Source organism: Dokdonella ginsengisoli (assembly GCF_042652785.1).
GTDB classification, from domain to species: domain Bacteria; phylum Pseudomonadota; class Gammaproteobacteria; order Xanthomonadales; family Rhodanobacteraceae; genus Dokdonella_A; species Dokdonella_A ginsengisoli.
Map to the genome: position 1 here is coordinate 466,126 of NZ_JBHSHD010000003.1, position 6,586 is coordinate 472,711.

The window sequence follows — 6,586 nt, forward strand, 5'->3', positions numbered from 1 at the left end:
CTAGGACTTGGTGCCGAAGAAACGGTCGCCGGCGTCACCCAGCCCCGGCACGATGTAGCCGTGGTCGTTGAGGCCCTCGTCGATCGAGGCCGTGTAGATCGGCACTTCGGGATGGTGCTCGTGCAGGTGGGCGATGCCCTCGGGGCAGCTGACCAGGCACACGTAGCGGATCGAGCGCGGTTGCGTCTCCTTCAGCCGGTTCAGCGCGGCGACCGCGGAATGGCCGGTCGCGAGCATCGGGTCGACCACGATCGCGTCGCGCTCGCGCATCCCGCGCGGCATCTTGAAGTAGTACTCGACCGCGCGCAGGGTCTGCGGATCGCGGTACAGGCCGACGTGGCCGACGCGCGCGCCGGGCACCACGCCGAGCATGCCGTCGAGGATGCCGATGCCGGCGCGCAGGATCACCACGAAGACGGTCTTCTTGCCGTCGACGAGATGGCCCGTGGTCGTGGCGACCGGCGTCTCGATCGTCACCTCGCGCAGCGGCAGGTCGCGCGTCACCTCGTAGGCCATCAGCGCCGACAGCTCGCCGAGCAGGCGGCGGAAGTCGGCGGTACTGGTGGTCTTGCGGCGCAGCAGCGTCAGCTTGTGCTGCACCAGCGGATGATCGACGACGTGGACGGCGGCGGGCATGCGGAATCCTCGTTTCGCGGCCCGGAACGATAGCGCGTCTTCGCCCGGCGCCGCCACGCGGCGGCGCGAAGAGACGAGCGCATGGTTCGAACGTTACCGCCGCTCGCCGGCGGCTTCGAGATAGCTCGCGATCTGCGCCTGCCCGGCGTATCTGGCCCAATCCAGCGGCGTGCCGCGATGGACCGTGTCGCGCACGTCGAGGCGGGCGCCCGCCTCGACCAGCCGCTGCACCGCCGGCAGGCAGCCGGCAGCCACCGCCTGGTGCAGGGCGGTCGCGTGCGGATGAATGCCGCTGCCGCGGGCGTCGACGTCCACGCCGAAGGCGAGCAGCCACGCCTGCGCATCCGGACGCGCGTTGACGGCCGCGGCGATCAGGGCGTCCTGCCGCTCGCCCGCGCTCGCTCCGGCGGCGAGCCGCGGCGCCTCGTCGAAACGGCCCAGGCACAGCGCACCGGCGAGGCCGAGCGTGCCGCCGCGCTCGAGCAGGTGCGCGGCGGCCTGGAGGTGACCGGCGCCGAGCGCGGCGAGGCCGTCGCCGGGACGTGCGCCGGCGTCGATCAGGACGTCGAGCAAGGCGATCTGCACGCCGCTCTCGCGCGCGACGCGGCCGCTCGCGACGAGCTCCAGGGTGTGCTCGAGCTGATCGCGCAGGCCTTCGGCGTCGTCGCGGCGCGCCGCCTCGATCAGGATCGCCGCCAGGCTGGCCGCATTCGGCGGCAGCCGCCCGCCGCGCACCGGATTGCCGGCGGCGAACCAGAGCAGGAACGGCCGCCGGAAGTAGCCGTCGAGCGCCTCGCCGACCTGCTCGCGCAGCCACGCGCCCGGCTCCTCCAGCCGCTCCGCGCCGAGCCCGGGGTGTTCGGCCAGCACGCGCCTCAAGGCGGCTTCGTCGCCGGCGTCGAACGCCGCCAGCGCGGCGCGGAAGCGCGCATCGCGCAGCGTGAGGGCCGTCGTGGACGTCATCTCGCCGTCGGCGGGTACCTGGCCGCAGCCGCCCGCCCATCGGATACGTGGAGCATCGGCACGATCCTTCCGCTCACGGCGGCCCTCCCCCGCGTTCGTTCGCGAACACGACCATCCCGGCCCGTCAGGCCGGCGACGGCCACTGGAAGCACAGCACGTAGCCGTCGGGGTCGGACAGATACAGCTGCTTCATGCCGTAGCCGGTGATCGTCGGCGGCTCGACCGCGAGGCCCTTCGCGCGGAACGCGGCATGGGCCGCATCGACGTCGGGGCAGGCGAAGAACAGGCCGGTGTCGCGGTGCGCCGCGACGCGCGCCGCGTCCGGCGCGGGCGGCCGGTCGCCGGCCTCATAGGCGGTGTTGAGCATCAGGTCGACCGGTCCGCGGCGCAGCCAGACCCAGCCGCAACGGTCGCCGCCGCCGGAGTCCTGCACGTGCTCGAAGCCGAGCAGGTCGCGGTAGAACACCAGCGACGCCGGCATGTCGAACACCTGCAGCAGCGCAACCATGCCTTCCACGCGCGGATACATCGCAGCCTCCTCCCGCATGGCGGGATGGACCGACGGGACCGGAGACGATTGTAGGACGAACGCAGCGCCCCCGCGCGCAACCTTGGGCTGCGCGGCGCCCGCCCGTACAATCGCCGTCCCGCCTCAACTTCGCGGCCCGCTCGCGCGGGACGCCGCCTCTACGCCGATGGAAAAGAGTTTCGAGCCCAGCCAGATCGAATCCAAGTGGTACGCCGCCTGGGAAGCCGCCGGCGACTTCCGCCCGAGCGGCGACGGTGCGCCGTACTGCATCCTGCTGCCGCCGCCGAACGTCACCGGCACCCTGCACATGGGCCATGCGTTCCAGCAGACGATCATGGACGCGCTCACGCGCTACCACCGCATGCGCGGCTTCCGCACGCTGTGGCAGGGCGGCACCGACCACGCCGGCATCGCCACGCAGAAGATCGTCGAGAACCAGCTCGCCGCGGAAGGCAAGTCGCGCCACGATTTCGGCCGCGCCGCGTTCGTCGAGCGCGTGTGGGACTGGAAGCAGGAATCGGGCTCGACCATCACGCGCCAGATGCGCCGCCTCGGCGCCTCGGTCGACTGGTCGCGCGAGCGCTTCACGATGGACCCCGGCCTGTCGGCGGCGGTCAAGCGCGTGTTCGTGCAGTGGTATCGCGACGGCCTGCTCTACCGCGGCCGCCGCCTGGTGAACTGGGACCCGGTGCTGATGACGGCCGTGTCCGACCTGGAAGTGGACAACCAGGAGAAGGAAGGCTCGCTGTGGTCGATCCGCTACCCCGCCGCCGACGGCGGCGAGGGGCTGGTCGTCGCCACCACGCGCCCGGAGACGATGCTCGGCGACGTCGCCGTGGCGGTGCATCCGGAGGACGAGCGCTACCAGGCGCTGATCGGCAAGACGCTGAAGCTGCCGCTGAGCGGTCGCGAGATCCCGGTGATCGCCGATGACTACGTCGAGCGCGAGTTCGGCACCGGCGCGGTCAAGATCACGCCGGCACACGACTTCAACGACTGGCAGATCGGCGCGCGGCACAAGCTCGCGCCGATCACGATCCTCACGCTCGACGCGAAGATCAATGACGAAGCGCCGGCGAAGTACCGCGGCCTCGACCGCTTCGCCGCGCGCAAGGCGGTGCTCGCCGACCTCGAAGCCGAAGGCCTGCTGGTCGAGACCAGGAAGCACAAGCTGCAGGTGCCGGTCAGCCAGCGCACCGACGCGGTGATCGAGCCGATGCTGACCGACCAGTGGTTCCTCGACCTCACCAGCGACACGCGCGTCGACGGCAAGCCCGGCCCGGGCGGCCGCAAGGCGATCACCGAGCCCGCGCTCGCCGCCGTGCAGGGCGGTGCGATCAAGTTCGTGCCGGAAAACTGGGCGACGACCTACAACCAGTGGCTGGAGAACATCCAGGACTGGTGCGTCAGCCGCCAGTTGTGGTGGGGCCACCAGATCCCGGCCTGGTACGACGAGGCCGGCAACATCTTCGTCGGCGAGGACGAGGCCGACGCGCTGGCGCACGCGGACGTCGCGCCGGTCGGCGCGCTGAAGCAGGACGAGGACGTGCTCGACACCTGGTTCTCCTCCGCGCTGTGGCCGTTCTCGACGCTGGGCTGGCCGTCCGAGGCGCCGGTGCGCGACGAGCGCGGCGACGTCGTCGCCGACTGGCCGCAGGACCAGGCCTTCCTGCCGAGCGCGGTGCTGGTCACCGGCTTCGACATCATCTTCTTCTGGGTCGCGCGCATGGTGATGGCGACGCAGTATTTCACCGGCCGGGTGCCGTTCCGCGAGGTCTACATCAACGCCATCGTGCGCGATGCCGAAGGCCAGAAGATGTCCAAGTCCAAGGGCAACACCCTCGACCCGCTCGACCTGATCGACGGCATCGACCTCGAAGCACTGGTCAAGAAGTCGACCGCCTCGCTGCTGATCCCGCAGGTGCGCGAGAAGGTCGAAAAGCGCGTGCGCAAGGACTACCCCGACGGCATCGCCGCAGTCGGCACCGACGCGCTGCGCTTCACCTTCGCCGCACTCGCCACCTACGGCCGCACGATCAACTTCGATCTCAAGCGCGCCGAGGGCTACAAGGCGTTCTGCAACAAGCTGTGGAACGCGGCGCGCTTCGTGCTGATGAACTGCGAGACGGCCCCGGCCACGGCGGAAGGAAGCGCCCTCGCGCCGAGGACCGCGGCGGAGAAATGGATCGTCGCGCGCCTGCGCGCCACGCTCGCCGAGGTGGAGGCGCAGATGAAGCTCTATCGCTTCGACCTCGTCGCGCAGGCGCTGTACGAATTCGTCTGGAACGAATACTGCGACTGGTTCGTCGAGCTGGCCAAGCCGGCGCTCGGCGGCGAGGACAAGGCCGCGGCGGAGTCGACGCGACACACGCTGCTGTACGTGCTCGAAGCCGCGCTGCGCGCGCTGCATCCGATCACGCCGTTCATCACCGAGGAAATCTACCAAGCCGTCGCGCCGCTGCTCGGCCTCACGCAAGCCAGCATCACCCAGCGCAGCTATCCCCGCGCCGAGGACCTGCCGGCCGACGACGCCGCAGCCAGCGCCGACATCGAATGGCTGCGCGCCGTGCTGACGCAGATCCGCCGCATCCGCAGCGAAATGAACATCGCGCCGGGCAAGGCGATTCCGTTGCTGTACGCCAACGGCAGCGCGGGCGATCGCGAGCGCGCCGACCGGTTCGCCGCGCAACTGGCGTTCCTCGCGCGCACCGAGTCGCAGCGCTGGCTCGACGCCGGCGAGGCGGAGCCCGCCGCCGCGGCGGCGGTCGTCGGCGAGATGAAGCTGCTGATCCCGCTCGCCGGCCTGATCGACCTCGGCGCGGAACGCGCGCGCCTGGAAAAGGAGATCAAGCGGCTCGACGGCGAGATGACGAAGTCGAACGCCAAGCTCGCCAACTTCGGCCCGAAGACGCCGCCCAACGTCGTCGAGCAGGAAAAGCAGCGCGTCGCCGAGTTCGCCAACACGCTGGCCGCCTTGCAGGAGCAGTCCGCCAAGCTCGGCGCATTGTAGAGTCCCGTGCGCCGGCCGGGCCGCCGGCGCCGTTGGAGGAGGTCGCCGTGACGCTCGCCACCCTGGTCAACATCGGCAGCCTGATCAGCAGCGTCGCGGTGCTGATCTCGCTGGTGTACCTGAACCGGCAGATCCGCCAGGGCGCGCTGAACCAGCGCTCGAAGATGGATCGCGGGCGTTCGCAGCAGGTTGGCGAATGGCTGCAGTACGTGGCGCAGCCGGACGTCGCGGCGCTGCTGCTGCGCGGCCACGCCGGCGACCCGACCCTGACCTCGCTCGAATGCCACCGCTACCTGTGGAGCGTGTATCCGCTGATCCTGCATTTCGAGGACAGCTACTACCAGCACCGCGACGGCATGATCAGCGACGCGCAGTACGCCTCGGTGATCGGCCATCTGAAATCGCGCTGCCCCTCGCCGGGCTTCCGCGCCTTGTGGCAGCACGTGCGCCCGCGCTTTCCGGCCGACTTCGCCGGCTTCGTCGACGGCCTCATGCGCGACACGCCCGTCTCGATCGACGAGGACGCGCAATGGACCGCGAAATGGCGCGAGCGCGCGGCGGCCGAAGCGGCGTCGGCGGCGCCGAAGCCGGCCGACGCGACGCCCGCGGACTGAGCCATTGGCGGCGCGGATGCGCCGCGCCCGCGCTCACTCCGCGCCGAGCAGCTCCATCGCCATGACCAGCGCGTCCTCGCGTCCCTTCTTTGCCGGGTAGTAGTTCGGCCGCCGGCCGAATTCGTTGAAGCCCATCGACTCGTACAACGCGATCGCGTTCGGATTCGACGGCCGCACCTCGAGGAACACGCGCTCGCTGCGCTGCCAGCGCGCCAGCTCGATCAGGCGGCCGACGACGCGGCGGCCATGGCCCTTGCCCTGCTCCTCCGGCGCGACGCACACGTTGAGGATGTGCGCCTCGTTGGCGCCGGTGGAGAGCACGCCGTAGCCGACGATCCCGCCGTCGCGCACGAGCACGATGCACTCGTAGCCGGCACGCAGGCAGTCGGCGAAGATCGTGCGGCTCCACGGAAACGCGTAGGCGCTGGCCTCGATCGCCGCGACGCGGTCGACGTCCTCGGCGCGCATGCGGCGGAACTCGGCCGCGGACTGTTTCGGGATCGCGACCACCGCCGGTTCACCTCAGCGCCCGCACCAGGCGGCGCAGCTCGCTCCACAGCGCACGCTTGGCCTGCGCGTCGCCGGCCAGGGCGACGGCCTCTCCGGTGACCACCCAGCCGACTTCGCGCTGGCGCTGCGCCGGCAGGCGCGCGCCGAGCGAGCGCACCTGCGCCTCGCCGAACAGCACGAAGGCGCGCGCCTCCTGCAGCGCGGCCTCGTCCGGCGCCTCGCAGGCGGTGCAGTCCAGGCGCGCGAAGCGCAGCGCGCGCGCGACGTCGGCGAGCAGCCCGGCCGGCTTCGGCGGCGCCGCCGGCGCGACCAGCACGACGCCGC

The 6,586-nt window shown here is 71.2% G+C and carries 6 protein-coding genes and 1 pseudogene; 2 read left to right on the forward strand and 5 right to left on the reverse strand.

The annotated features are described in order from the left end of the window. From upp to ACFO6Q_RS04230, 3 genes are all read right to left on the reverse strand, one after another. A complete protein-coding gene (gene upp, locus ACFO6Q_RS04220) occupies positions 1-636 on the reverse strand; it encodes a uracil phosphoribosyltransferase (RefSeq protein ID WP_380019282.1) in 636 nt (211 codons plus the stop codon). Positions 637-729: 93 nt separating this feature from the next. Further along, entirely contained in the window at positions 730-1,599 is an 870-nt protein-coding gene (locus ACFO6Q_RS04225; protein ID WP_380019283.1) for an ankyrin repeat domain-containing protein, read from the reverse strand. Positions 1,600-1,723: 124 nt separating this feature from the next. Next, positions 1,724-2,128 (reverse strand): VOC family protein, encoded by a 405-nt coding sequence (locus ACFO6Q_RS04230; RefSeq protein ID WP_380019284.1) that lies wholly within the window; start codon positions 2,126-2,128, stop codon positions 1,724-1,726. A 166-nt stretch (positions 2,129-2,294) separates the two neighbouring features. On the opposite strand from ACFO6Q_RS04230, the gene ACFO6Q_RS04235 reads away from it, so the two are divergent. Together ACFO6Q_RS04235 and ACFO6Q_RS04240 are read left to right on the forward strand one after the other, a co-directional pair. Beyond that, positions 2,295-5,138, forward strand: a complete 2,844-nt coding sequence (locus tag ACFO6Q_RS04235; RefSeq protein WP_380019285.1) for a valine--tRNA ligase — start codon at positions 2,295-2,297, stop codon at positions 5,136-5,138. A 47-nt stretch (positions 5,139-5,185) separates the two neighbouring features. Beyond that, positions 5,186-5,752 (forward strand): hypothetical protein, encoded by a 567-nt coding sequence (locus tag ACFO6Q_RS04240; protein ID WP_380019286.1) that lies wholly within the window; start codon positions 5,186-5,188, stop codon positions 5,750-5,752. A gap of 33 nt (positions 5,753-5,785) precedes the next feature. Here ACFO6Q_RS04240 and rimI read toward each other — a convergent pair whose 3' ends face one another. Then, complete coding sequence (gene rimI, locus ACFO6Q_RS04245; protein WP_380019287.1) at positions 5,786-6,262, reverse strand: ribosomal protein S18-alanine N-acetyltransferase; 477 nt, start codon at positions 6,260-6,262, stop codon at positions 5,786-5,788. A gap of 7 nt (positions 6,263-6,269) precedes the next feature. After that, positions 6,270-6,586: pseudogene (locus ACFO6Q_RS04250) on the reverse strand (hypothetical protein); the annotation flags it as partial.